At 59.2% G+C, this 21,600-nt stretch carries 31 protein-coding genes and 1 tRNA gene; 14 read left to right on the top strand and 18 right to left on the bottom strand.

All coding sequences use genetic code 11. From position 1 onward, the window contains the following. The first annotated feature begins 57 nt into the window (after positions 1 to 57). From pheS to PspS35_RS19320, 5 genes are all read left to right on the top strand, one after another. Positions 58 to 1,074, top strand: a complete 1,017-nt coding sequence (pheS, locus tag PspS35_RS19340) for a phenylalanine--tRNA ligase subunit alpha (protein WP_017737822.1) — start codon at positions 58 to 60, stop codon at positions 1,072 to 1,074. Positions 1,075 to 1,100: 26 nt separating this feature from the next. Continuing rightward, positions 1,101 to 3,479 carry a phenylalanine--tRNA ligase subunit beta gene (gene pheT, locus PspS35_RS19335; protein ID WP_159936377.1) on the top strand — a complete coding sequence of 793 codons (2,379 nt, stop codon included), beginning with the start codon at positions 1,101 to 1,103 and terminating at the stop codon, positions 3,477 to 3,479. 3 nt (positions 3,480 to 3,482) lie between these two features. Next, positions 3,483 to 3,785 (top strand): integration host factor subunit alpha, encoded by a 303-nt coding sequence (gene ihfA / locus PspS35_RS19330; protein WP_002553164.1) that lies wholly within the window; start codon positions 3,483 to 3,485, stop codon positions 3,783 to 3,785. Beyond that, the gene (locus PspS35_RS19325) at positions 3,766 to 4,122 is read left to right on the top strand and encodes a MerR family transcriptional regulator (RefSeq protein ID WP_003219935.1); all 357 of its coding nucleotides are present in this window, start codon (positions 3,766 to 3,768) and stop codon (positions 4,120 to 4,122) included. Before ihfA ends, PspS35_RS19325 begins: the two co-directional genes overlap by 20 nt. Positions 4,123 to 4,212: 90 nt before the next feature. Continuing rightward, positions 4,213 to 4,289 (top strand) — tRNA-Pro (locus PspS35_RS19320). A 69-nt stretch (positions 4,290 to 4,358) separates the two neighbouring features. Here PspS35_RS19320 and PspS35_RS19315 read toward each other — a convergent pair. Continuing rightward, positions 4,359 to 5,540, bottom strand: coding sequence for a tyrosine-type recombinase/integrase (locus PspS35_RS19315; RefSeq protein ID WP_238786076.1), 1,182 nt, complete (start codon positions 5,538 to 5,540; stop codon positions 4,359 to 4,361). After that, a complete protein-coding gene (locus PspS35_RS30395) occupies positions 5,426 to 5,827 on the bottom strand; it encodes a hypothetical protein (protein WP_238785898.1) in 402 nt (133 codons plus the stop codon). The genes PspS35_RS19315 and PspS35_RS30395 overlap by 115 nt, the downstream gene beginning before the upstream one ends. 84 nt (positions 5,828 to 5,911) lie before the next feature. On the opposite strand from PspS35_RS30395, the gene PspS35_RS19310 reads away from it, so the two are divergent. Continuing rightward, positions 5,912 to 6,718: a hypothetical protein gene (locus tag PspS35_RS19310; protein ID WP_159936375.1), complete on the top strand. Its 807-nt coding sequence runs from the start codon at positions 5,912 to 5,914 to the stop codon at positions 6,716 to 6,718. A gap of 126 nt (positions 6,719 to 6,844) precedes the next feature. On the opposite strand, the gene PspS35_RS19305 is transcribed toward PspS35_RS19310, so the two are convergent. The 5 genes from PspS35_RS19305 to PspS35_RS19285 are packed head-to-tail and all read right to left on the bottom strand — an operon-like array spanning position 6,845 to position 10,757. Further along, on the bottom strand, positions 6,845 to 7,312 hold the full coding sequence (locus PspS35_RS19305) for a class I SAM-dependent methyltransferase (protein ID WP_159936374.1): 468 nt from the start codon (positions 7,310 to 7,312) through the stop codon (positions 6,845 to 6,847). Further along, on the bottom strand, positions 7,309 to 7,929 hold the full coding sequence (locus PspS35_RS19300) for a hypothetical protein (protein WP_159936373.1): 621 nt from the start codon (positions 7,927 to 7,929) through the stop codon (positions 7,309 to 7,311). The genes PspS35_RS19305 and PspS35_RS19300 overlap by 4 nt, the downstream gene beginning before the upstream one ends. Then, positions 7,926 to 8,237 (bottom strand): hypothetical protein, encoded by a 312-nt coding sequence (locus PspS35_RS30390; protein ID WP_238785897.1) that lies wholly within the window; start codon positions 8,235 to 8,237, stop codon positions 7,926 to 7,928. Before PspS35_RS30390 ends, PspS35_RS19300 begins: the two co-directional genes overlap by 4 nt. A gap of 10 nt (positions 8,238 to 8,247) precedes the next feature. Then, positions 8,248 to 8,970 (bottom strand): hypothetical protein, encoded by a 723-nt coding sequence (locus PspS35_RS19290; RefSeq protein ID WP_159936372.1) that lies wholly within the window; start codon positions 8,968 to 8,970, stop codon positions 8,248 to 8,250. Then, the gene (locus PspS35_RS19285) at positions 8,967 to 10,757 is read right to left on the bottom strand and encodes a DNA cytosine methyltransferase (protein ID WP_174244880.1); all 1,791 of its coding nucleotides are present in this window, start codon (positions 10,755 to 10,757) and stop codon (positions 8,967 to 8,969) included. Before PspS35_RS19285 ends, PspS35_RS19290 begins: the two co-directional genes overlap by 4 nt. A 128-nt stretch (positions 10,758 to 10,885) precedes the next feature. On the opposite strand from PspS35_RS19285, the gene PspS35_RS19280 reads away from it, so the two are divergent. Continuing rightward, complete coding sequence (locus PspS35_RS19280) at positions 10,886 to 11,200, top strand: hypothetical protein (RefSeq protein WP_159936370.1); 315 nt, start codon at positions 10,886 to 10,888, stop codon at positions 11,198 to 11,200. 28 nt (positions 11,201 to 11,228) lie between these two features. On the opposite strand, the gene PspS35_RS19275 is transcribed toward PspS35_RS19280, so the two are convergent. The 6 genes from PspS35_RS19275 to PspS35_RS19250 form a co-directional block, all read right to left on the bottom strand. Continuing rightward, the gene (locus PspS35_RS19275) at positions 11,229 to 11,840 is read right to left on the bottom strand and encodes a 3'-5' exonuclease (RefSeq protein ID WP_159936369.1); all 612 of its coding nucleotides are present in this window, start codon (positions 11,838 to 11,840) and stop codon (positions 11,229 to 11,231) included. A 61-nt stretch (positions 11,841 to 11,901) separates the two neighbouring features. After that, complete coding sequence (locus tag PspS35_RS30560) at positions 11,902 to 12,969, bottom strand: DNA translocase FtsK (protein WP_159936368.1); 1,068 nt, start codon at positions 12,967 to 12,969, stop codon at positions 11,902 to 11,904. Between the two features lie 9 nt (positions 12,970 to 12,978). Further along, positions 12,979 to 13,179 carry a hypothetical protein gene (locus tag PspS35_RS19265; protein WP_017847647.1) on the bottom strand — a complete coding sequence of 67 codons (201 nt, stop codon included), beginning with the start codon at positions 13,177 to 13,179 and terminating at the stop codon, positions 12,979 to 12,981. A 2-nt stretch (positions 13,180 to 13,181) separates the two neighbouring features. Further along, entirely contained in the window at positions 13,182 to 14,837 is a 1,656-nt protein-coding gene (locus PspS35_RS19260) for a YqaJ viral recombinase family protein (protein ID WP_159936367.1), read from the bottom strand. Then, positions 14,824 to 15,585: a recombinase RecT gene (locus PspS35_RS19255; protein WP_159936366.1), complete on the bottom strand. Its 762-nt coding sequence runs from the start codon at positions 15,583 to 15,585 to the stop codon at positions 14,824 to 14,826. Before PspS35_RS19255 ends, PspS35_RS19260 begins: the two co-directional genes overlap by 14 nt. 54 nt (positions 15,586 to 15,639) lie before the next feature. Beyond that, positions 15,640 to 15,924 (bottom strand): hypothetical protein, encoded by a 285-nt coding sequence (locus PspS35_RS19250; protein WP_159936365.1) that lies wholly within the window; start codon positions 15,922 to 15,924, stop codon positions 15,640 to 15,642. Positions 15,925 to 15,936: 12 nt separating this feature from the next. Here PspS35_RS19250 and PspS35_RS19245 point away from each other — a divergent pair, with 12 nt between their 5' ends. Further along, positions 15,937 to 16,128, top strand: coding sequence for a hypothetical protein (locus PspS35_RS19245; RefSeq protein ID WP_159936364.1), 192 nt, complete (start codon positions 15,937 to 15,939; stop codon positions 16,126 to 16,128). 127 nt (positions 16,129 to 16,255) lie between these two features. Here PspS35_RS19245 and PspS35_RS30555 read toward each other — a convergent pair whose 3' ends face one another. From PspS35_RS30555 to PspS35_RS19225, 5 genes are all read right to left on the bottom strand, one after another. Further along, positions 16,256 to 16,390 (bottom strand): hypothetical protein, encoded by a 135-nt coding sequence (locus PspS35_RS30555; RefSeq protein ID WP_275113825.1) that lies wholly within the window; start codon positions 16,388 to 16,390, stop codon positions 16,256 to 16,258. Then, positions 16,387 to 16,641 carry a hypothetical protein gene (locus PspS35_RS19240; RefSeq protein WP_238785896.1) on the bottom strand — a complete coding sequence of 85 codons (255 nt, stop codon included), beginning with the start codon at positions 16,639 to 16,641 and terminating at the stop codon, positions 16,387 to 16,389. The genes PspS35_RS30555 and PspS35_RS19240 overlap by 4 nt, the downstream gene beginning before the upstream one ends. Continuing rightward, positions 16,638 to 16,925 carry a hypothetical protein gene (locus PspS35_RS19235; protein WP_159936363.1) on the bottom strand — a complete coding sequence of 96 codons (288 nt, stop codon included), beginning with the start codon at positions 16,923 to 16,925 and terminating at the stop codon, positions 16,638 to 16,640. The genes PspS35_RS19240 and PspS35_RS19235 overlap by 4 nt, the downstream gene beginning before the upstream one ends. Positions 16,926 to 17,616: 691 nt before the next feature. Continuing rightward, positions 17,617 to 17,931 (bottom strand): hypothetical protein, encoded by a 315-nt coding sequence (locus PspS35_RS19230; RefSeq protein ID WP_159936362.1) that lies wholly within the window; start codon positions 17,929 to 17,931, stop codon positions 17,617 to 17,619. A 1-nt stretch (position 17,932) separates the two neighbouring features. Next, positions 17,933 to 18,649 (bottom strand): S24 family peptidase, encoded by a 717-nt coding sequence (locus PspS35_RS19225; RefSeq protein WP_159936361.1) that lies wholly within the window; start codon positions 18,647 to 18,649, stop codon positions 17,933 to 17,935. A gap of 89 nt (positions 18,650 to 18,738) precedes the next feature. Here PspS35_RS19225 and PspS35_RS19220 point away from each other — a divergent pair, with 89 nt between their 5' ends. From PspS35_RS19220 to PspS35_RS19195, 6 genes are read left to right on the top strand one after another with little or no spacing between them, the layout of a single operon-like run. Beyond that, a complete protein-coding gene (locus PspS35_RS19220) occupies positions 18,739 to 18,927 on the top strand; it encodes a Cro/CI family transcriptional regulator (protein ID WP_159936360.1) in 189 nt (62 codons plus the stop codon). Positions 18,928 to 18,929: 2 nt separating this feature from the next. Then, entirely contained in the window at positions 18,930 to 19,238 is a 309-nt protein-coding gene (locus PspS35_RS19215) for a CII family transcriptional regulator (protein ID WP_159936359.1), read from the top strand. Beyond that, positions 19,238 to 19,996: a hypothetical protein gene (locus PspS35_RS19210; RefSeq protein WP_159936358.1), complete on the top strand. Its 759-nt coding sequence runs from the start codon at positions 19,238 to 19,240 to the stop codon at positions 19,994 to 19,996. The genes PspS35_RS19215 and PspS35_RS19210 overlap by 1 nt, the downstream gene beginning before the upstream one ends. Then, positions 19,993 to 20,712 carry a replication protein P gene (locus PspS35_RS19205; RefSeq protein WP_159936357.1) on the top strand — a complete coding sequence of 240 codons (720 nt, stop codon included), beginning with the start codon at positions 19,993 to 19,995 and terminating at the stop codon, positions 20,710 to 20,712. The genes PspS35_RS19210 and PspS35_RS19205 overlap by 4 nt, the downstream gene beginning before the upstream one ends. After that, positions 20,705 to 21,151, top strand: a complete 447-nt coding sequence (locus tag PspS35_RS19200; RefSeq protein WP_159936356.1) for an ead/Ea22-like family protein — start codon at positions 20,705 to 20,707, stop codon at positions 21,149 to 21,151. Before PspS35_RS19205 ends, PspS35_RS19200 begins: the two co-directional genes overlap by 8 nt. Further along, entirely contained in the window at positions 21,148 to 21,591 is a 444-nt protein-coding gene (locus tag PspS35_RS19195) for a RusA family crossover junction endodeoxyribonuclease (RefSeq protein ID WP_159936355.1), read from the top strand. The genes PspS35_RS19200 and PspS35_RS19195 overlap by 4 nt, the downstream gene beginning before the upstream one ends. The last annotated feature ends 9 nt before the right edge of the window (positions 21,592 to 21,600 follow it).

Raw genomic sequence — 21,600 nt, 5'->3', positions numbered from 1 at the left:
CATAAATAGGGGAAGAGCCTTCAAGCTCTTCCCCTATTTTGTATCTGGAGTCTGTACATGGAAAACCTGGACGCGCTCGTCGCTCAAGCTCTTGAGGCTGTGCAAAGCGCTGAAGATATCAATGCCCTGGAGCAAATCCGGGTTCACTACCTTGGCAAGAAAGGTGAGTTGACTCAGGTGATGAAGACCCTGGGGAATTTGCCGGCTGAAGAGCGTCCGCAAGTCGGTGCGCTGATCAACGTTGCCAAGGAGCGTGTCACAGAGGTACTCAATGCGCGCAAGGCGACGATGGAGGAGGCCGATCTTGCGGCCAAACTCGCCGCCGAGTCCATTGACGTCACCTTGCCTGGTCGCGGCCAGGCCTCGGGCGGTCTGCACCCGATCACTCGGACTCTGGAACGTATCGAACAGTTCTTCACCCACATTGGCTACGGCATTGCCGAAGGCCCTGAGGTCGAAGACGATTATCACAACTTCGAGGCGCTCAACATCCCAGGCCACCACCCGGCCCGGTCGATGCACGACACCTTCTATTTCAACGCAAACATGCTGCTGCGCACCCATACCTCGCCGGTACAGGTCCGCACCATGGAAGCGAACAAGCCGCCGATCCGCATCGTCTGCCCAGGCCGTGTGTACCGTAGCGACTCCGATATCACCCACTCGCCGATGTTCCACCAGGTAGAAGGCCTGCTGGTTGATCGCGACATCAACTTCGCCGACCTCAAGGGCACCATCGAAGAGTTCCTGCGGGTGTTCTTCGAGAAGGAGCTGGCGGTGCGTTTCCGTCCATCGTTCTTCCCGTTTACCGAGCCTTCCGCTGAAGTCGACATGGAATGCGTGATGTGCAGCGGTAAAGGCTGCCGCGTCTGCAAGCAGACCGGTTGGTTGGAAGTGATGGGCTGCGGCATGGTTCACCCTAACGTGCTGCGCATGTCCGGGATCGACCCGGAAGAGTTCTCGGGCTTTGCCTTCGGCATGGGCGTTGAGCGTCTGGCCATGCTGCGTTACGGCGTGAACGACTTGCGTCTGTTCTTCGACAACGACTTGCGGTTCCTCGCGCAATTTCGCTAGTCGTAACGAATCTTTAGGAGAGCAGGATGAAATTCAGTGAACAATGGCTGCGCGGCTGGGTAAGCCCGCAGGTAGATCGCGACGAGCTGGTTGCTCGTCTGTCGATGGCCGGTCTTGAGGTCGATAGCGTTACGCCGGCCGCCGGTGTTTTCAGTGGTGTGGTCGTGGGTGAGGTGCTCAGCACTGAGCAGCACCCGGACGCCGACAAATTGCGCGTGTGCCAGGTCAGTAATGGCGACGAGACTTTCCAGGTCGTGTGCGGAGCGCCCAACGTGCGCCCGGGCCTGAAGATCCCGTTCGCCATGATCGGTGCCGAACTGCCGGGTGACTTCAAGATCAAGAAGGCCAAGCTGCGTGGCGTTGAATCCAACGGCATGCTGTGCTCCCAAGCCGAGCTGCAAGTTGGCGAGGGCAATGATGGCTTGATGGAACTGCCGGCCGACGCGCCAGTGGGTCAGGACATTCGTATCTACCTAGAACTGGAAGACGCTAGCATCGAGGTCGACCTGACCCCGAACCGTGGCGACTGCCTGTCCCTGGCCGGCCTGGCCCGCGAAGTGGGCGCGCTCTATAACGCCCCAGTCACCCGCCCGGCGGTTGCCGTCGTGCCCGCGGTGCACGACGAAGTGCGTCCGATCGAAGTACTGGCGCCCAATGCCTGTCCACGTTACCTGGGCCGTGTGATCCGTAACGTCGACCTGTCCAAACCAACCCCGCTGTGGATGGTTGAGCGTCTGCGCCGTGCTGACGTGCGTAGCATCGACGCTGCCGTCGATATCACCAACTACGTAATGCTGGAGCTGGGCCAGCCGCTGCACGCGTTCGATCTCGCCGAAATCAACGGTGGCATCCGCGTGCGCATGGCTGAAGAAGGCGAGAAGCTGGTATTGCTCGACGGCCAGGAAGTGGCCTTGCGCGCCGACACCCTGGTGATCGCCGACCATTCCCGTGCCCTGGCGATTGCCGGCGTGATGGGTGGCGAGCACAGCGGTGTGTCCGCAACCACTCGCGATATCTTCCTTGAAAGCGCGTTCTTCGACCAAATCGCTATCGCTGGCAAGGCCCGTTCGTACGGTCTGCACACCGACGCGTCGCACCGTTACGAGCGTGGCGTGGACTGGAAGCTGGCCCGTGAAGCTATGGAGCGCGCCACCGGCCTGCTGCTGGAAATCACCGGTGGCGAAGCCGGCCCAATTACCGAAACCGTCAGCGAACAGTACCTGCCGTCCGTGGCGCCGATCACCCTGCGCGCCAAAAGTGTTGAGCAAATGCTTGGCCTGGTGATTGAACCTGCTGAAATCGAGCAATTGTTGTCAGCTCTCGGCCTCGGCATCTGCGCTGGTGGGGCAGGGCAGTGGCACGTTGAAGTGCCAAGCCATCGTTTCGATATCAGCCTCGAAGTAGACCTGATCGAAGAGCTGGCCCGCCTGTACGGTTACAACCGCCTGCCGGTTCGTTATCCGCAAGCGCGCCTGGCGCCGCAACCCAAGGCCGAGGCGCGTGCGCACCTGCCTGAGCTGCGTCGCCTGCTGGTAGCTCGTGGTTACCAGGAAGCGGTGACCTACAGCTTCATCGATCCTAAGCAGTTCGAACTGTTCAACCCCGGCGTCGAGCCGCTGCTGCTGGCCAACCCGATCTCCAACGACATGGCCGCCATGCGCTCGTCGCTGTGGCCTGGCTTGGTCAAGGCGCTGACCCACAACCTGAACCGCCAGCAAGACCGCGTGCGGATGTTCGAGAGTGGCCTGCGTTTCGTCGGTCAACTGGACGGCCTGAAGCAAGAGCCAATGTTGGCTGGCGTGGTCTGCGGCAGCCGTCTGCCCGAAGGCTGGGCGCAAGGCCGCGACGCCGTGGACTTCTTCGACGTCAAGGCTGACGTTGAAGCAGTGCTGGGTTTTGCCGGTGCATTGGATGCGTTCACCTTCGTTCCGGGCAGCCATCCAGCGTTGCATCCGGGCCAAACCGCACGCATTGAACGTGAAGGTCGACTGGTGGGCTTCGTTGGCGCTATCCACCCGGAACTGTCGAAAACCCTCGGTCTCGACCGTCCGGTCTTCGTTTTCGAGCTGCTCCTGGCTGAAGTGGCTTCGGGCAAAATGCCTAAATTCAGCGAGCTGTCGCGCTTCCCCGAAGTGCGCCGCGACCTGGCCCTGATCGCCGACCGTGAAGTCGCCGCCACTGCTGTTCTGGATGTAATCCGTGAAAATGCAGGGGAATGGCTGACGGACCTCAGGCTATTTGACGTCTATCAAGGTAAAGGCATTGATCCGCATAGAAAAAGCCTTGCAGTTGGCTTGACCTGGCAGCATCCATCGCGCACTCTTAATGACGATGAGGTGAATACCACGACACAAAATATCCTCACCTCGCTCGAACAAAGGTTGAACGCCACGTTAAGGAAGTGACGTATGGGGGCTTTGACGAAAGCTGAGATGGCGGAACGTCTGTACGAAGAGTTGGGTCTGAACAAACGCGAGGCCAAGGAATTGGTCGAGCTGTTCTTTGAAGAGATCAGACACGCTCTGGAAGACAACGAACAGGTCAAGTTGTCCGGTTTCGGCAATTTTGACCTGCGGGACAAACGCCAGCGGCCTGGCCGCAATCCAAAAACGGGAGAAGAAATCCCGATCACGGCTCGCCGTGTGGTCACCTTTCGTCCAGGGCAGAAGTTGAAGGCCCGAGTTGAGGCTTATGCTGGAACCAAGTCATAACGACGAGCTACCCGTCATCCCAGGCAAACGCTACTTCACCATCGGTGAAGTCAGCGAGCTCTGTGCGGTAAAACCGCATGTGCTGCGCTATTGGGAGCAGGAGTTTCCTCAACTCAACCCCGTCAAACGCACCGGGAACCGTCGGTATTATCAGCGCCAGGATGTGCTGATGATCCGACAGATCCGCGCGCTGCTGTACGACCAAGGGTTCACCATCAGCGGCGCACGCCAGCGTATGTCCGGTGATGAAGCCAAAGACGACACCACCCAATACAAGCAAATGATCCGCCAGATGATCTCCGAACTCGAAGATGTACTGGTGGTTTTGAAGAAGTGATACAGGCTTTTAAAATACTTCCACATTTCAAAAGCTTGCGGTATATTCCTGATCGCTTCGTTACGAAGCGAACCCAGTAACACGCCTAGTCGGGGCGTAGCGCAGTCCGGTAGCGCACTAGCATGGGGTGCTAGGGGTCGAGTGTTCGAATCACTCCGTCCCGACCATATTTTTCAGTGACTTAGCCGAACTCTAGCCAGTTCGGCTTTTTTACGCGTAGGGACTTTTGCGGGGGATCATCCCAATTTCCTCCTCAAGATGGTCAGCGCTGGCCCGCGAGAGTCAGTAGCCGACACTTTGTTCGCAGCCTCAATCAAGTGCTGCAACTCCGGGGTAGAATAGTGGCTCGTAATGCTGCCGTTCTTATGCCCCAACAACGCTTTCCGATCTTCCTCTGTCACGCTCGCCGCACGTAGCCTTCTGCCAAAGGTGTGCTTCAAGTCGTGAATCCTGATCGACCTGAATCCGGGGTGTGCCGGCGATTGGTGGGCCTTCTCCCATTTGTCCGCTGCGCGCACCCTGGCTTTCTTCCAGGCCGAGTCGTTCATTCGATGCATCGCCGTTGGCCCGAACTGATCTGGTTGCCCATACGGGAACACCAGGCCTTGGTGTAGACCGCGCTGGCCATCGATGATGGACATCGCCACGTTGTTCAAGATCACCAGGCGTTCATCGCCGTTCTTCACCCCTGCTTTTTCACTCCGCCCGCCGAATCCGGCAGGTATCAGAAACACGCTGGTGTTCAGGTCCGGCACCCGTATTTCCCAATCCCACCGCAACTTGCACACTTCCTGCTCCCGGCAACCCGTGTTCACCTTATAGAGGGCCATCCTCAACAGGTGGTCGGGCAGCTCAGGGAATAACAGGGCCTGCTCTTCCCAGGACATCGGGTAGGGTTTGCGGCTCGACTTCTTTTCCTCAAGCATCGATATCATCGGCACGCTCTCCAGCCACGGCCGCTTTTCAGCATCTCGCCACTTGCGGTGACACAGGTTCAAGATCCTGACCACTCGCTGTAGGGCGATATTGACCGTCCTGTTCGATACGCCTGGCTTGACCTTTCCTTTGTCGGTCTTGCTCGGCCGCTGCCGGTCACGAATGAACGTAGCCAGGCTCCCATCATCGATGTGCGTTATCGGCAGATCGCCGATGTATGGGTCGAGTTGTTCGATGTGGGAAGCGGAAAGGCCGATTGATGCCTGGTCTTTGAACTCGACCAGGAACCGGGTGGCAGCCTCGCGCCAGGTTCGCACCTGGCGCACGCCGTAAATCTTTTCCTGCCGCAGCTTTTCCAGCCGATGAATCAAGTACTGCTCGGCTTCTTCCCTCTCGCTTGCTCCAGTGCTTTCTTGAAGTCGGCTACCTCTGACGACTTTGTCGATGTGCCAAATCCCGTTCCTCTGGTAGAGGCCCGACATTGTTTTTCGCGCCATTGTTTTGCTCCTTGGCGCCCACTGCGGGGCGGATTGTTGTCCTGATCGGTCTGCTTTTCAATTGCCATGCGCTCGATGTAGGCGTCTGCCCACTGGTCGAGCTCAAGACGGTCGAAGGCAACGCCCTGTTTTCCAATGGGGAATTCGCGGACGTGGGGGCGGACGGTGTTCTTGAATTCTTCCCGGCACATGCCGAGGTAGGCGGGTGCAGCCGACGCCCGGATGAAGCGCGGCGCTGGTGCTGCGGCCTGTGCCGCGTTTGTTCTGGACATGGGAATGCCTCGCCACGCCGTTGCCGGGTGGTTGATCAGTCTGGAAGGGATTAGAGTGAGGTTCTATTTCGAAGGGATATTGCGATGGTGAGCGACGTGGCGGTGGTTGGTTCAAACGACGACTCTAAGTACATCGCTTATGGCGATGACAGCCAATTCAACGGTGCACTGGTCTATGCCTTTTTAATCTTTAAGCGCACAAAGCTTAAGTCGATTGTTCGTGAAGTTGAGGATATTAAAAGGAGATTTAAGTTTCCTGTCGGTGTGGGAATACACTGTAGGGAGCTCATGAGTGGGCAACTCCGAGAAAAGAAGGGCCTCAGTCATTTGACTGAAACTGATATCAACTCGATTCTTGTTAATGTCATAACGGTTATAAATCGCTATCAAGGACTTGTACGTTTCACGTATGCGTTTATGAGTAAATTAGACGGCATGTTTCCGGAAGATAAGATTGTCTTCCAATCTATCAAAGGAGAGCCGGATATAGCCATGCCCGCAAGGCTTGATCCGAAGGGGATCCTCGGCCATCTGGCTCTTGGGTGTTTCATGAACGGAAATGATCCTCGTCACGGTCCTTCGCCAGCAGATTGCCAAATCTTTATCTCGCCCGATCCGACAGTCATAAAGTTTATAGGGGAAACTCGTAGTCAGGCACATTTTTTAGCATCAGGGTTCATAAGGGATTTTGGTGGTTCTGACGTTTTTAATAGTGTTGAGCCTATAATTGGTGGTGGGGATTATCCGCAACTTCTGGATGTTGCAGATGTTCTTGCCTATATTTGTTGTCACGCGATCCATGCGGACTCGTCGCAGAAGCGTTTCAATCAGTTATACGACTTGATTGAGTGGCGGGTTGGTTCTGAATATGTTACGGATCCTCCCATTTAACTCTCATCTTTTCCGCTTGCCGGGCCTTGCTGCATTTGTCGTGGTTCCCGCTGTTGCGGGGCCTGTTGCACTTGTCGCACTTGGCCAGGAACTCATGCACCCCGGAGGACAGCTTGCCGGTGCTGGTCATGGCGCACCCCGCTTCATGAACATGATCCAGTGGGTTTTCTCCCGCTTGCCGGACTTGTGCCCGAACAGCGGGATTTCATTGGTGAGGGCCAGTATTTGGCTGACGCGCACCTGGGTTTCGTTCCACTTGAACACCAGGAACTGGCCGGGCTTCAAAACCCGGAAGCACTCGGCGAAGCCCTGGCGAATATCTTCTTGCCAGTCGGCGGTGAGCATTCCGTATTTCAGGCGCATCCAGCTGTCACGGCCGGCGCGGGTAAGATGTGGCGGATCAAACACCACCATGTTGAACGTGTTGTCGGGGAAGGGCAGTTGCCGAAAGTCCATGATTACGTTGGGTTCAACATTCAGAACCCGACCATCACAGAGGACGTGTTGCTCATCGCGGATGTCTCCGAACAGCGCGTGCTGGCTGTCCTTGTCAAACCAGAACATCCGGGAGCCGCAGCAGGGGTCAAGGATCATGGCGGCGTAACCCGCTTGAACTCGACCACCCAGACCCACGGGTTGGCTTCCCAGTCGCCGCCAGTGGACTCCCACAACTCCCGCCAGGCCGCCGGGTACCAGTCTCGGTAATTCGGTGAAACGTCATCGCTTGCCAGCTCTGGCGGACATTGCAGGCCTTCTGCCCGGATACCGGCGCGGCTGATGTCCTGCAATCGCTCAACGCGCACGTCGGTGATCTCCAGCAGGATGCGGCTGTCACGGCGGAACATATGGATGCTGGGTTTCCAGCGGATTTCGTTGGCGGCCGGGATGTTTTCCAGTTCCGGCGTCAGGCATCCGGGATAGGTTGCGGCGAACGTCAGATAGCCGGGATCGCAATTTCCGACACGGGCCCAGGTCTCGCGCACCCAAAGCCGGTCGCCAGGCTTGCCGTAGGGGCACGGTTCCCCGTGCTGCGTGTTCATCTGGACTTCGCCAGCGTAGTTGGTCGGAGAGTCCCAGCTTGGCACGCCATCAACTACATCAACCGGGGCCGTCTGGAACTGCGGTTTTACTACCCGCCGCGTGACTGTCTTCTGCCCGGCCAGGATCGCCCGCACCAGTGGGCCTTTGAATAGAATCGGACGCTCTTTCATGACGCCCCCTTCAACAAGTCGATAACGATCTTTACGCCGCTGGCCACGCTGGCGGGTTGCTGCGCGGCGTACCGGGTCAGGTCGGCAATGGCCTTGGTCCGCACGGGCTCGCGCCGGATGGATGGCCCCAGCGCCTGGACGAAGCCAACTGCGAACTGCTTGCCCTCCAGTTCCATGACGCGGTTGATGGGGCCGGTGATGACCAGTTCGGGCAGTGGCTCGTTGGCTAGGACTGGCGCGAGAAGTTTGGAGGCGCGCGCGGGCGCCTGGCGGGCGCGGTCAAGCGCCTGCTGTGCAAGTGAGTTCATGGGGGATGCCTCAGACGATCAGTTCAAGTTGAGGTGGCAGCCACACGGCGCTGCTGTTGTTGGCTTCAATCCGGTCGGCGATCACGTTGGCGCGCTGGCCGGCGGTTGGCGGGGCGTACATTCCAAAGCGGCTGATGCTTCCGCCGTTGACTGCCGCATTCGTGGAGTCGGCAGAGGCGAAGGGCAGGTGCTGGAATATCGAGGGGTCGAGCATGCGCAGGCCGTGCAGGCGGCACACCGGCCGGCCCCGGTCATCGCATACAGCGGCCATGGCGGTGCCCATTCGTTTCCACCAGGCATCTGTGCCGGGGCTTGCCCATTGGCCGGAACTGCCAAAGGCAACCGTCGGCCATTCATTGGCGAGACGCTCCAGTCGCTCAATGGATTCATGCAGGTGCCAGACCGGTACGCCGCGCAACTCCCTGGGCCAAGCCGAAAGCAGCGCATCGTTTGCCGCTTCGTCCCCATCAATGACATCAGGTATCAAGGCCCAGTCGAAGCCCGGGTGCCGGTGCCATTGCTCGACCCAGGCGGTATAGCCATCAACATCCAGCTTGCCGCCTTTCTTCCAGACCGAAAATGCACCGTTGTCGAAGACGAACGACTGGCAGACATCGGCAACGATGCCCATGTCGTCCTGTCGCGGAAATGGCACCAGGGCATGCCGGCCGGCAAGAAAACGAGCAGCATCCTGCCGGCTCCCGCCAATCGGTGTGCCGTGGTAATGGATCATGGCGTTACCTGCTGGGATACGCTCAACGCCACCGCTACGGGCTGAACCCAGATCGGCATGCTGTTGAGCATGAAGGTTTCGCCGGCCTCTGCCAGCAACAGGGTGGTGCCCATCACGTGGGCGATTGCTTCGGCGGCTGCCGGTGGAACAGCGTTCCCGATTCGCTCGCGCCAGGCCTGGTCGCTCAGGCCATCCAACTCAAACCATTCCTCTGGCTCAACCAGGCTCTGCAGCGCGGCCAGCTCAAGGGTGGTGAATGGCCGGTGCCAAGTGCCGTCGAGGCTTTCGATTACGCAGGTCAAGCGCTCGCTGGCTTCCGGCATGCGGGGATCTGCAACAGACCACCGGCCGTTGTCCTGGCGAGCACTGGCGGAAACGGCACCGCACTGGTCGTTCCAGCTGGTGACGCCGTAGTGGCCACCGGTCAACCAGGCATCGCCCTTGCCGCGCTTCATGCCTGGACGTGGATCCTGAACAGCGAAAGCACCCTGGCCCGTGGTGCTGCCTGAGATAACCGTGCGTGATACACCATCCCATTGGGCCACGTTGTACTTGGCATGCCCAATACCTGGGTCGCGGGGATCAGCGATGCATTGGCCACCGGCGCTTGGCGACTGGCCACCGGTTACCGTCCCGGCCGGGCCATCCATCTTGCACACCCGGTACACGTTGTTGTGGCGAACACCCGCTGGTCGAGGGTCAGCAACGCTGAACGTCCCTTGTCCGGGCGACTTGACGCCGATCACCGCGCCGCTGGTTTCGTCCCAGCGGCGGACGCCGTACTGCTGGTATTGCAAGGCGCCAGTTCTGGCCCGTGGGTCAGCTACCGAGAACTTGCCGTTGGTTGGCCCGCTGCGCGCAGCGACGGTACCGGCGGTTTCGTTCCAGTCGTGCACGCCCAGGAAACCGTCCCGGAATTGCGGAACAATGACCAGGTCGCGCAGGTAGCCGTCCTCGATCACCAGGTCATTCAGGCAGCGCCAGTCCTTGCCGGCTTCGACCAGGGCGAGCCGCACCCATGTTTTCCATTGCAGCGCCGGTACCCTGTGCATAGGGCCCGCGGCTTCCACGTCGCCGGCCATGGGCATGCGGCCCAGGATCGAACCGACCGACTTGAGGGTTTTCTTTTCCGGCTCGTACAGGAAGGGCGGTACCTTCTCGATGTGCCTGGCCACCAGCAAGAAGCGCTTGCGGCTCTGGGCCAGACCGCCGATGACGCCACAGTCGTGGGTGGTTTCTGCAACTGCATAACCGTAGTGGTTCAGCAGCTTGTTGATCTGGTCCAGCAGGTGCCGACCACGGGTGGCCAGGCGCGGCACGTTCTCGAAAACGATCAACGATACGGGGTCATCCTTCCAGGCTTCGCACATCAGCCACACGCAGCGCAGCGTCAGTTCGTTGAGGGCCTGGTACTTCGGGGTCAGGCTCATTGTCTCGGACAGCAGGCCAGAGGCGCCTTTGCATGGGCTGCTGATGAAGACTGCGTCGGGGCGTTCGTAGCCAGCGGCGCGGCGTACATCGTCAGGGCCAGCCTCAACCCAACCAGGTGGTGGCGGCTTGCCGTGGAAGGCGGTGTACATCGGTAGGGTGAACAGATCCATCAGGGTACCGGGCACACCCGACAGGCGCTGGAAGTCGCGCAACCCGGCCGGGTCAACGTCAATTCCGCCAATGCACTGCCACTCGGCCTGCATGTTGCCCACCACGGGCTTGGCTTTGTTGAACCCTTTGGCGCCGCCGCCGAGGCCGCAGCAAAAATGGAAGTGCTTGAAAATTCGCTTGAGCATCATGCGGCGGTTTCCTTTGGGCAAGAGAAAGGCGCCCGAAGGCGCCTGGATTTGAGTGGGTGTGGAATTGAAATTAGGTGCTAGGGTTGAGGCTTGGGCGCCTCGCCTACCATCAGAAGGAAGTGAAAATGAAAGTAACGTCTGACCTGTCAGGCCTGAAACGTCTGCAAGAAAATATGGAAAAGCTTCAAGGCTCTCACGAGGTTTCTCTGGCAGAAATCCTCACTGATGATTTTGTGTCGAGTCACAGCAAATACGCGGGCTTTGACGAGCTGCTCGCTGACATTGGCGTCACTACAAAAGAAGAGTTCATTGCTTTGCCCGACGACAAGTTCGACGCGTTCCTCGCCGCAAACACTGAGTTTGAAAGCTGGGAGGACATGCAGAAGCAGGGCGCGACTGCATACGCCAGGTCCAAGCTGATGGACGGTTTTAAGCGTTGAGCTAGCGCCCCTTCCGGGGCGCTTTCCTTTACGCCACCTGAGCAGGCGGGTTCATGGCGAAGTAGATGCGGGCGCAGGCTTCGGTATCGGGCCGCGCGCGGTGGCCACCGACCAGTTCTTCACCGGTGAAGTGCAACAGGGCCTCGGCCACCGAAGGCTGTTTGAACTGACGCCCACGGCCGGCGGCGATCATGCGTTCAGTCGGCGGGCATTTGACGATATTGGTCGAGGACTGGCAGGTGCAGTACTTCGCCCCGGCCTTGAATTCGTCGGCGGTGGCTTCGTCCATGAAACGCTTCAAGCCGATGCGCAAGATGCGGTCATCGAACGAGACGTTGTGCGCAACCCGTAGACCGGCTTGGGCCATGATGCTCATGAAGCCGGCAACCGCTTCACGCTCTGGAATGCCGTGTTCCAGGGCCATTTCGGTGGTGATGCCATGTATCACCGCCACCTCGTTCGGGATTACCCAGCCATCGGGCTTCACCATCGCTTCGAACGAGTCCACCAGCACACCGTCAGGGGTGTACAGCAGCGCGCAGATGTCGACGATATGCGGCTGATCAGGGTGATCGCTGGGCGATTTGAACAGCGGCAGGCCAGTGGTTTCGGTATCGAAGAAGCAAATCAACTCGGACATAGGTTTTCTCCAGGCACAAGAAAGGCGCCTGTAGGCGCCTGGTGGTGTTGCGGGAATGGGTTTAGGTCACGTCGGCCAGGGTGGCGATTACCTTGTAGCTGTGGTCCATGGCGGTTTCGCCTTCGCCTTCCAGCTCGATCACGCCGTTGTCGAGCAAGCGAATCAGTAGGGATGCGGCCTTGTCGCTGTCGATGGCCAGGCGGCTCTGGATCCAGTGGGCCTTAAACGCCTTGTTGTTGGACTTGAGCACGATCAGCTGGGCCGCATCGTCGTAGGTGAATTCGCCGAACTCTTTGCCCAGGTCGGCGCCGGTATCGCCAGCGCCGCCGGTGCGCTCGGCCAGATCTTCGGCGGTGCCCAGCGGGTGTTCGCCATCCGGTTCGTCAGCGCCGGTTGGAGTTGTCAGGACCGGGCGCAGCACCTCGCGTGCGCCGTTGGAGTTCATCGCAGAGACAATGCCGGTCTGTTCCATGCCTTCAAGCATCCGCGCTGCACGGTTGTATCCGATCTTCAATTTGCGCTGAATCGCCGAAATGCTCGGGCGGCGGGACTCGATGACGAACACCACAGCATCGCTGTACAGCGGATCCTGACCATCTGGAACGGTGTCGTCATAGCTCGCGAGTTCATCGGCGCCGGTACCGCCAGCGGGGAACAGGTTGCCAGTCAGATCACTGACGTGCAGCGCCAAATCCTTTTGGTCACGGTCCGGCTGAATGAAGTCGAGGCCTTCTTCATAGTCGGTAGGCGCCAGCACAAGTAGGCACATCTTCCCGGGAACCTTGGCCAGGGCCGTAGCATCCGGCGCGTTGACGTCAATGCTGGCGGTGATGGTGATTGCCTTTTTCTTGAACTTGGCGTCTACCACTTCGACTTCGATGGTTTCGACATTGCGCGAGCTGATGATGGCGATTGCGTTGAACGCGGCCTCGGTTGCGGCCTTCGTCATGCGGTCAATGACTTCCTGCTGCTGACCTTCATTCAGCTTGCCGTAGGGCGAGTGCAGGTTCTTCAGCTCGAAGAGCCCAGCGTTGACCAGGTCATGCACAAGCAGTTCGTGGGCCAGGTAGGACGGCTCAACGCCCGCCAACTTGGCGCGCTCGATGATGTCGCGGTGTTCAGTCTTCATGGGCATTCCTCAGTGCTTGGCGATCCGCTCAAGCTTCGATTGTTGAGCGGGGCTCAGATTGGTATGGGCGCCGTAACGCTTGAAGCTGGCGCGGATGTTCTCGACGAATTCCAGTTCCCATTCCCCGCTGGCGTGCAGCTCAGCGGAGGCCAGGATTCCGGCGAACTCCTCGACACTGTCGTAGATGTCGAGGATGGATTGAGCCGCCATGATCAGGCTGCAGCCAGTTGGGCCTGTACTGCCTGGATGTGGTTGACCAGGGCGGTACAGATACGCGGGAAGTCGCATTCGCGGTACAGCGTGGCACCACGCTCACGGGCCGCAGCTTCGAAGCCCAGCGAACTCATGAAGCTGGCCGACACGACGAAGCCGAGGCGGTCGCTAAGGTCGCCCAGCTTGAAGTGCCGGCCATCGTCAACGGGCTGTTGAACTGCTACAGCCGTCTTGATCGGCGTGGCAGCAACCTGCGCTGGCTGTTCTGTGGCTTTCGCGGGCTGCTCAATCACGGGATCAACAACCGGCTCAACGACCCGCTGTAGCTGTTGGGCTGCGAGCTGCTGCGCCTTTTCCTCTTCCTGGCGCTTGATCTGGGCCTGTTGCTCTTCGTGCTCGTTGATCCGGACCTTTATCAGCGCCACCAGGTCATCATTGGCCTTGAGCGCCAGTTCCTGGAAGTCGTGGAACAGGAACTTGTAGTCAGCTGCCAGTTCGTTGAGGGTGGCTTGGTTGACTCGGATTCCGTCGGCGATCCGGCTGGCTTCGATCTTCGCCCGTGCCAGTTCGCTGTCGGCGGCTTCCTGGAGGCTGGATACCGACTTCTTGCCCTTGATGGCGCCTGCAAAGTCGGAAGCCACACGCGGCATGCGAATGCGGCCACCCAGCGTTCCGTTGATCTGGTCGATGTGGTCCTGCAAAGCCTTGGCCGCATCCATGACGATGTCGCTGCGGATCATTTCCTTGCGTGCCTTGACCAGCTTTTCCAGTTCCAGGCGCTTGCGCCGGGTCTCGGCCGTGATGTCATCAATTGCCTTGAACAGCACGTCGATGCTCTCGGTTTGGCTCAGGGCGTGTTCTTTCGCGGCCTTGAGCTTGTCCTCGACCTCGCTACACCACTTGACCGTGGCGTCAGCGTCGGCGAAGTCCTGGTCGGTTTTCAGCTCGGTGCTGATGTTGCTGATAACGGTCAGGGCATGCGACTTGAAGGCGTCCAGGTTGCTGGCAGTGACCATGCCCGTAACATCGATGCGCAGCGCGGGCAGCTGATCAGGGGCGGCGCCGATTGCTTCGACCTTGGTTTCCTGCGGGACGAATTCGCCCAGGTCCTGTTCGAACTGGGCCCAACCGGCGATCAGTTCTTCACGGCGCCCCGGTACCGGGCTGTATTCCATGCTCACGTACTTGTCGCGGGTGCCATCTGAACAGACGAACAGCACGCGTTCAGCACCGCTGACCAGCAGCTGCTGCTCAAGCTGCCAGTAATAGTGCGGGTCCAGCTCGCCGGCGCGGATCTGCGTGGCGACCTTCTCGTTCCACAGTTTGTGTTCGAACAGGACGTCACCCAGCATCGTGGCGCCATCCATCGAGGCCAGCAGGTTGCCGCTGGTGCCGACGATTGGGTACAGCTCTTCGCCGATGTCTTCCTCGGCCAGGGGGCGCGCCATTTCCTCGGTAGCATGGCCACGGTCGAACGCGGCCTGTTGTTGCGGGGTAACGTCCGGAACAATGCCGGTCTTTTTCATTGCCAGCAGATCGTTGCGGGTCTGGAACTTCGAAGCGCCCATCATCGCGGGCGCCTCCGAAGCGGTGAAGTGACTTGCGCGAAGGGCCAGCCATTCCGGCGTGCCCTGCTGGACGTTATGCACTTTCATTGGTGACTTCTCCTTCGATTGGCGTCAGAGCGTTGATGCGCTCGATCTGCTCAGGGGTGACGGTGTACTTGCTGACCAGGTTGGTTAGCAGGTGCTCTGGGCTGGTGCGGCCGGCAGCGATCATCCCGCGCCACTTCTCCGCGTTCTCGTCGAGCTTGCTGTCGGGGTAAGCCGGCAGCACCTTCGGCTCTTCGGCCTTGCGGGGCAGTGACTGGTTGAGCTCGCGCTCGGTTGGGATGTCCTGGACTTCCTCGGCCATCGGCATGCCGCGCAGCACGTCGGGGAACACGTCTCGAAGGGCGAAAGAGCGGGCGCGCATCTGGCGCATACGCTTCGGGTACTGCGCCCATGGGCCTTGCTTGCCCTTGAGGCCGGCCTGCTGGGCGTCGGTCATGCTGAACGTGCGGGTCTGTTCGTCTTCGCCGACACGCTTCACCCGGCAGGAAGCCGTCTCGCCGTCGTCGGTCTCGTACACGTACTCACACAGCGGCGAGCTGCGGACCAGGGCGATGACCGCGTCACCCCAGAGCGACGGGCGCCCGTTGATGACCGCGATGCTTTGCATGGCTTGCATGGGCTGCAGGCCCAGCTCCATGCCCCACTGCACGGCCACCAGGATGTTGGCGGGCTTTTTCTGAAAGTCCTTCGGGACAATGTCGGATGCCGCGAGGAAGTCGGCGAACCTCAACGCATCATCGAGGTTTTGCGGCGCCAGGCTGAACGTGGGCTTGATGGTTAATTCGGACACAAGAGTTTCCTTGCCGCGACGTGCGCAGCATTGAGGGGGTGAAGGGGGAAGGGTTTAGGCGGAGCGAGCAGCCAACATTGCGTCGGCGATCATGTAGGCGTCGATCACTTGGCCCGATACAAACGCCTCTTTTCCGTGCGAGCGGATTTTCATGCTGTGCGACGGATAGTTGGCGATGAGCGCTGCCATTGCCTTGGCCGCAAAGTAATCGCGCAGGGTCATGCCATATTCGGCATGACGGCCATAACCTTCTGTTCCGATAATTCCTTGGCTTTCAGTGTGAATGCACTGTTCGGCAGGCAGAGGAAACGCCGGGCCGCCGGCTTCTTTGGTGGACATGGGGTTTACCTATTGAGTGATCAGGCCGCCGATGGCAGGGCCCAAGAGAACGATGGTGAGGAAGGTCAGGCCAACGATGGCCGAGGTCCAGCGGATGGCGCGCCGCCGGTCACGCTGGCGGGCGGTCATGGCGACCGTTGCGACTGGGCGCGGCGCGTAGGACCGAAAGCCATGTTCCAGCGCGAAACGTGGCGCTGGTGCTGAGTGGCATCGGCGCCGGGGTAGACCTCTTTTCCGCAGCGGGGGCAGTTGGCCTGATCGTCACAAATCGCCACCTGGCAGCAGCGCGTGAACATCGTGCTGTTGGTGGGGGAGCAGAGGAATACGCTGATCATGAAAACCTCGCAATCAACATGCCGCGGCGAATCTCGATGCGCAGCGGTCGGGGTAGATCGGCGACCAGAAAAAAGCCCTGCGATTGCAGGGCGTCTCTGAGTTCTTTCACTGTTCGGCAGATGATGGTCACGGTGCTGACCTCCGAATATCGGCGAGAAAGGCCTCAGACTGGATTGTGTAGATCCGGTGCAGCCGGCCAACGTAGTGGGTGTGTTCATCCATATCGATCGCACCCAGCGAGTGGGCCATTTCAATGGCCATGCTCGTTTCTGCGTGCAACGTGGCCGACGAGTCGCCGGCGTTCAACAGGACAAACCGAGAATCGATCATGTCCAGGGCAACGTTGCGTGCCCGAGCGGACAGGTAGGAGGCGCGGCTCATGCTGCCCACCGTTGCCGGCGATTGCGGGCGTCAATCTCGACCCACAGCGCCAGCGTGATCTGCGGCCCGTACTGGTGAGCCAGCACCGGCAGTTGGTAGTCCGGAACATCCATCCGCACGCCGTCTTCGTCGTAGCAGATGCCCGACACCAGGCTGAATTCCAGCTCCCGTTCGCCCTGGGCGTCCCAGTCGCTGTTCCAGCTGCCAGGGCAGGGCGGAGCATTCAAGCAATGGGTCACCTCCACCTGGAGGACAAACCCCTCAACAACTATTTCGTGTTCCATGGTCGCCTCCAGGGCGGTGATTACATCCGTCTGCCCACTCGGTGGAATGGGCAGAGGTGATGCGGTCAAAAGGAAACGAGGCAGCAAGGGCCGTCATAACCGTCCTCGCAGACAAATGCCTGCGCCTGCCCGGTTGCGACGGTCCAGCACTGAACGTAAACGGTGCCTGCGAACTTGCTCTTGATCATGATTTGCATTGGTCTTGCTCCGGTTGTTTTCCTGCATTGGTTCTGCGTCTTCACCATCTGGTGGCGCCGGAGGCAAGCCCTACCCGGACTCAAGACGCAGACCGATGCAGCCTGGTTTACCAGGCGCTCGGTGTTTCTGTTTGGTATCCGGTGCTGCTGGCCGCTGTTACACGCCACCTGCGGACTGGGCGATTACTTGTTCGGGAGCTCTGAGAGCTCAACAGGTCGCCACGCCCATGCAGGACTGCAACCTCTCCATTCTTGGCGCTTTACGCTTCGCGCCTTGGGTGGAGGCCCCCCATCTGGTCTGTTCAGGCCGGACCATTGCTGCCTTTGGTTTTGCGGTGGAACTAAAGAGCGTTGGCTTTCGCCGTCTCGCTGCATATGCAAGCGGACTTGCACTTATAAAAGCATGCTTGTATCCGATATGCAAGTTCACTTGTGTATTTTCCTCGTGACGAAAAAAAGCCCGCTCAGTGGCGGGCTCGGGTTTTCTGTTCGTTTCAGCCTTTTGGCTGCGTTTCCTGCATTCGCTTGCGCCAGGCCTCATGCCATTTTTTCGCGTACCACTGACGGTAGACGTAGTTCACTGCTGCGGCGCCAAGCGAAACTATGACTACGGCCCAGTCAGCGCGCTCGCCGATATCGCCGGCAATTGCGAGGGCGATCAGTGAGGATGTCCCGGCGATAAACCCGACAAATACGGCCTGATTGCCGTCGTTGTAGTCCGGCTTTCTGCCTTTCCTGGCCACCGTAATTTCATCTGCATCTCTGGCCCGCGCAGCGTAATCCTCAGGGCTTTCGTCTTGAACACCCATTTCAAAGCTTCCTTGCGTTCCAGGCCAGCAACACTCGGGCGTGAATGATCATGCCTTCCAGTTCGGCACCCTTGATGTCGTAGGGCGGGAAGGTCTCGTTATCCGAGATCATGCGCAACATCTTGGGTAGGCGCTGCAGGCGCTTGATGTACAGCATGCCATCAAGTGTAAAGACGTAAACACCGTCAACCACCACCTCATTGACGCCCTGGTCAACGATCAGCGGATCGCCACTGGAAAAGGTGGCGCCCATGCTTTCGCCGAATCCCGTAATCACTGACAGGTTGTCGCCGTGGGTATAGGTAATGCCCTGTTCACGAAGGTATTCGGTTCGAACGGTGATGTTCCGGACCGTCTCGATGTATTCCTTTGGCAGGACCTGGCCAGGCCCCATGGAGGCGACAACATCGTACTGAGGAATATCAATTTCGTCGTCCCGCTGCTGTCGGGAGAAGTCACCTATCACTACGTTGTCCATGGCACGCCGCCTCGGTGGATCGCCGACGCCATCCAGTAGCCAGTCGACTGTCGTATCCAGTCCACGGGCCAGCGCCAGCAGGTTGTGGTTCTTTATGTTCCCGGTATCCCCAGCGAACCATTGGCGCACGGCTTCGTAACTGACATCGCACGTGGTTGCGATGAGCCGTTTTACGCCACGTACGCCGGTTTCAGGCTTCCGTGCCAATACAAGTTTCGTCATTCGATCAGTGATGTTCATCTGCCCAATCTACAAGTTGGCTTGTCAAGCATGCTTGCTTATTAAATACAAGCATGCTTGAATTTGGCGTAACAGCATTGGAGGTGCCTATGAAACGCCAGACAGCGATTGATTATTACGGCTCCATCCCCAAGCTTGCGCAGGCCCTCAAGATCACCTACGAGGCCGTGCGGCAGTGGGGGGATGAAGTCCCCGAGTTGCGCCAGTACCAACTGGAAAAGCTCACAGATGGTGCACTGAAGGCCGGCCAAGAAAGCCGGTCTCAGTCGGTGGCATAGCCATGCCAACGAGCCCATTAAGCCCCGAGCAGACTGCAAGGGCCCGCAGGAACTATGTGGTTCTCATGCAGGCGCTTGCATCTGTCGGCAATGCGCCCGTGGCGCTTGCAGTCGGCGTCGATGAAGCAACCATCAGCCGCATGAAACCGGAGAAGTTCGAGCAGTTCTGCCAAATCCTGGCGGTGCTCGATCTGAAAGTGGTGCCGAAGGCCATGCAGTGCTTCGACAAGCGGGACATTGCGACCCTGCTACACCAGGCCAAGCGCTACATGGAGCTGATTCAGGACACTGACCAGCTGGAGCGTGAGTGATGGATTGGTTCCGGATGTATGGCGAGTTCGCCACTGACCCGAAAGTACAGATGATGAGCGAGGCCATGCAGCGCCGCCTGGTCATGCTCTTTTGCCTTGAATGCAGTAACGGTATTGAAACGTTTCATGTAACGGAACGTGCAACATCAATCGCGTTCGCTTTGCGTGTTTCAGATGAAGTTTTGGCCGAGACAAAAGTCGTGTTTTTGGCCAAAGGTTTCATCAATGACGACTGGACCTTGCGTAACTGGAGCACCCGCCAATACGAGTCAGACTCAAGCACAGCAAGGGTTAAGGCCTGGCGAGACAAGAAGAAACAGCAAGCGCAACAAGGTGAAACGTTACAGAAACGTTCCAGTAACGCCCCAGAACAGAACAGAACAGATACAGAACAGAATAAGAACCCCCTTAATCCCCCTGCTGCTGAAAACGAAAAGCCTGACGCTGATCCGAAGCCGCCGACTGACCCGAAACCCAAGCGCAAATCCCGTTTGCCCGAACCGTTCAACCTCACCGGCGACATGCGCAAGTGGGCAGCCGAACGCACCCCGGCCGTGAACCTGGTCAATGAAACCGAGAAGTTCGTGAACTACTGGCGCGGTAGCGGCGGGACCAAGGCCGATTGGCCAGCCACTTGGCGCACCTGGTTTCTCAAGGCCCAGGACGACGCCAACCGCCGCATGAGCGGACCGCAGCGCACCGGCAACCCACCCCTGGACATGGCCAGCACTGACTGGGCACTGGAGCCGATTCTATGAAACGCGTTTCCGATATCACCAAGGGCCTCGACCCACAACAGGCGCTGGCGCAGATCCCGCTCGCACAGCCGATCAAGGTCGATCAGCAAACCGCCGACATCGTGAACACCGTGTTCGACAAGCTGCAGGGCATTTTCCCGGCATGGCGCCAGGCTTGGACCGACGACAAAGCGCTGTACAACGCCAAGCGCGAGTGGATCGCAGGTTTCATCCAGGGCGGTATCAACTCCGACGCGCAATTGGCTTTCGGTTTCCAGCAGGCCCGTAAGTCGTCCAGCCCGTTTTTGCCCAACGTCGGCCAGTTCGTTGCCTGGTGCAAGCCAACCGCCGAAGACATGGGCCTTCCGCATGAGGCCGATGCATGGATTCAAGCCCTGCAGGGGAAGTACAGCCATCCAGCGGTACGAATCGCAGCAGAGGCCACCAGCACGTTCGACTTGCGTTCAGCCAGGACAGACGACAAGGCCCTCAAGCAACGCTTCGAACGCAACTACGCCATCGTCATGCGCCGGGCACAGACCGGCCAGCCGCTGGAAGGGCGAATTTCCAAAGGCCTGAGCCACGAAAGCATGCGGCCGCGGGAACAGATTCAGTTGGAACACTCCCGCAAGGTCGCCGACGAGCTGGTCGCCACCCTCGAAATCCCAACAGACCCCAAATCGTGCCGCGCACTGCTGCTGGCAAAACTCGGCATTCGGAGAGACGAACATGCGTGATTACAGCGAACTGGAACGGCTGGCAGAAGCTGCAACACAAGGCCCTTGGAGCTATGACGGGTCTTACGTTTGCCCAGCCCGCGTTGAGGATGGGACGACCTACGTTGAATCGTGGCGCTCAGTCGCCGATTGCGCCCAGCCAGAAAACACCAAGTTCATTGCCGCCGCCAACCCTGCCGCAGTCCTGGCCCTGATCGCCGAGAACAAGCGACTGCGCGCCGGCATGAAGGGCGACTACGACCTCGACGCTTGGCTCGACTGGACGCAAGAGGCTGACGGGCTCCGAAAGGATGCTGACCGCTACCAATGGCTCAGGGATAAAAGCGAAGCCGTGCATCAGTTCTACCTGAGCGTGCCGCTGTGGTTCAAGGGAGTGCGCTTTCGCGCTCAGGATGTGGACAAGGCTATCGACGCAATGAGCAAGGGAGAGCAGTCGTGACCGACCTAAACCCCGTGTCGTTCTTCGTGCCAGGTGAGCCGCAAGGCAAGGGACGGCCCCGCGTTGGCTCTGTCGCGGGGCAAGCGCGGATGTTCACCCCAGCCAAGACCCTGGCCTACGAGGGCGTTATTGCCTTCGCTGCACAGCAGGCAATGGACGGCAGGGCGCTCATCACCGGCCCGGTGTTGCTCGAAATGAACATGCTCCACCCCATACGAGACTCTTGGTCGAAGAAGAAAAAGGCCGGCGCCTTAGCAGGTGAAATCGCTCCTACCATCAAGTGTGACGCGGACAACTGCCTGAAAGCGGTCTGCGATGCGCTCAACAACATCGTCTGGAAAGACGACGTTCAGGTCGTGAACGTGTCGTTGAGCAAGCGCTTTGCTGCAACGCCAGGCGTTCGGGTTCGAATCGTTCCACTCACAATGCTTCCGGCGTAGGTGCTGATC

The organism is Pseudomonas sp. S35 (assembly GCF_009866765.1).
Lineage (GTDB): Bacteria > Pseudomonadota > Gammaproteobacteria > Pseudomonadales > Pseudomonadaceae > Aquipseudomonas.
Note: the sequence above shows the minus strand (reverse complement) of the source record. Positions and strands in the feature narration are given on the sequence as shown.

Coding starts and splice junctions, on each gene's coding strand:
- PspS35_RS19200 (WP_159936356.1), top strand. CDS start 20,705: ATGCGTGATTACAGCGAACTGGAACGGCTGGCAGAAGCTGCAACACAA.
- PspS35_RS19265 (WP_017847647.1), bottom strand. CDS start 13,179: ATGGCGGCTCAATCCATCCTCGACATCTACGACAGTGTCGAGGAGTTC.
- PspS35_RS19225 (WP_159936361.1), bottom strand. CDS start 18,649: ATGAACATCACTGATCGAATGACGAAACTTGTATTGGCACGGAAGCCT.
- PspS35_RS19235 (WP_159936363.1), bottom strand. CDS start 16,925: ATGGAACACGAAATAGTTGTTGAGGGGTTTGTCCTCCAGGTGGAGGTG.
- PspS35_RS19205 (WP_159936357.1), top strand. CDS start 19,993: ATGAAACGCGTTTCCGATATCACCAAGGGCCTCGACCCACAACAGGCG.
- PspS35_RS19310 (WP_159936375.1), top strand. CDS start 5,912: ATGGTGAGCGACGTGGCGGTGGTTGGTTCAAACGACGACTCTAAGTAC.
- PspS35_RS19315 (WP_238786076.1), bottom strand. CDS start 5,540: ATGTCGGGCCTCTACCAGAGGAACGGGATTTGGCACATCGACAAAGTC.
- PspS35_RS19260 (WP_159936367.1), bottom strand. CDS start 14,837: ATGAAAGTGCATAACGTCCAGCAGGGCACGCCGGAATGGCTGGCCCTT.
- PspS35_RS19305 (WP_159936374.1), bottom strand. CDS start 7,312: ATGATCCTTGACCCCTGCTGCGGCTCCCGGATGTTCTGGTTTGACAAG.
- PspS35_RS19325 (WP_003219935.1), top strand. CDS start 3,766: ATGCTGGAACCAAGTCATAACGACGAGCTACCCGTCATCCCAGGCAAA.
- PspS35_RS19300 (WP_159936373.1), bottom strand. CDS start 7,929: ATGAAAGAGCGTCCGATTCTATTCAAAGGCCCACTGGTGCGGGCGATC.
- pheT (WP_159936377.1), top strand. CDS start 1,101: ATGAAATTCAGTGAACAATGGCTGCGCGGCTGGGTAAGCCCGCAGGTA.
- pheS (WP_017737822.1), top strand. CDS start 58: ATGGAAAACCTGGACGCGCTCGTCGCTCAAGCTCTTGAGGCTGTGCAA.
- PspS35_RS19215 (WP_159936359.1), top strand. CDS start 18,930: ATGCCAACGAGCCCATTAAGCCCCGAGCAGACTGCAAGGGCCCGCAGG.
- PspS35_RS19280 (WP_159936370.1), top strand. CDS start 10,886: ATGAAAGTAACGTCTGACCTGTCAGGCCTGAAACGTCTGCAAGAAAAT.
- PspS35_RS19275 (WP_159936369.1), bottom strand. CDS start 11,840: ATGTCCGAGTTGATTTGCTTCTTCGATACCGAAACCACTGGCCTGCCG.
- ihfA (WP_002553164.1), top strand. CDS start 3,483: ATGGGGGCTTTGACGAAAGCTGAGATGGCGGAACGTCTGTACGAAGAG.
- PspS35_RS30560 (WP_159936368.1), bottom strand. CDS start 12,969: ATGAAGACTGAACACCGCGACATCATCGAGCGCGCCAAGTTGGCGGGC.
- PspS35_RS19240 (WP_238785896.1), bottom strand. CDS start 16,641: ATGAGCCGCGCCTCCTACCTGTCCGCTCGGGCACGCAACGTTGCCCTG.
- PspS35_RS19210 (WP_159936358.1), top strand. CDS start 19,238: ATGGATTGGTTCCGGATGTATGGCGAGTTCGCCACTGACCCGAAAGTA.
- PspS35_RS19230 (WP_159936362.1), bottom strand. CDS start 17,931: ATGGGTGTTCAAGACGAAAGCCCTGAGGATTACGCTGCGCGGGCCAGA.
- PspS35_RS19220 (WP_159936360.1), top strand. CDS start 18,739: ATGAAACGCCAGACAGCGATTGATTATTACGGCTCCATCCCCAAGCTT.
- PspS35_RS19285 (WP_174244880.1), bottom strand. CDS start 10,757: ATGCTCAAGCGAATTTTCAAGCACTTCCATTTTTGCTGCGGCCTCGGC.
- PspS35_RS19250 (WP_159936365.1), bottom strand. CDS start 15,924: ATGTCCACCAAAGAAGCCGGCGGCCCGGCGTTTCCTCTGCCTGCCGAA.
- PspS35_RS30395 (WP_238785898.1), bottom strand. CDS start 5,827: ATGTCCAGAACAAACGCGGCACAGGCCGCAGCACCAGCGCCGCGCTTC.
- PspS35_RS19290 (WP_159936372.1), bottom strand. CDS start 8,970: ATGATCCATTACCACGGCACACCGATTGGCGGGAGCCGGCAGGATGCT.
- PspS35_RS30390 (WP_238785897.1), bottom strand. CDS start 8,237: ATGAACTCACTTGCACAGCAGGCGCTTGACCGCGCCCGCCAGGCGCCC.